Below are 277 nucleotides of genomic sequence, written 5' to 3'. Positions count from 1 at the left end.
CCGATCTCACCTACACGGCGACCCTCGGCGGGGGTGCCTTCGTCAACGGACGCCCTCTCGCGGTGTCGGCGAAGCAGGGTCTCGAGATCGCGATCGTGGGGACCGGCCAGGCGGAGGCGAAGCAGGCCGCAACGTATTCGGCCATCGGCGCATCGATGACGGCGCTCCTCGGGGCGGCTTTCCTCGTGAAAGCGACGGTGCCCTCGACGTTCCCGATGCTGCTCGTGGCGGCCGGACACATGGATGCTTTCTGGCAGTACGAACCCGTCCTGCCCGG

Annotated in this window: 1 protein-coding gene; it reads left to right on the top strand. The window is 68.2% G+C overall.

Annotation, left to right across the window (positions count from 1 at the left end):
- Nucleotides 1-277 (top strand): inositol monophosphatase family protein (locus ACZ3HH_RS29815; protein ID WP_465810149.1); only part of this gene is annotated, 277 nt, incomplete at both ends.

Source organism: Pseudomonas sp. PME37.24/025 (assembly GCF_055556615.1).
The sequence above is the reverse complement of the archived record's forward strand: the minus strand, read 5'-3'. Positions and strand labels throughout refer to the sequence as shown.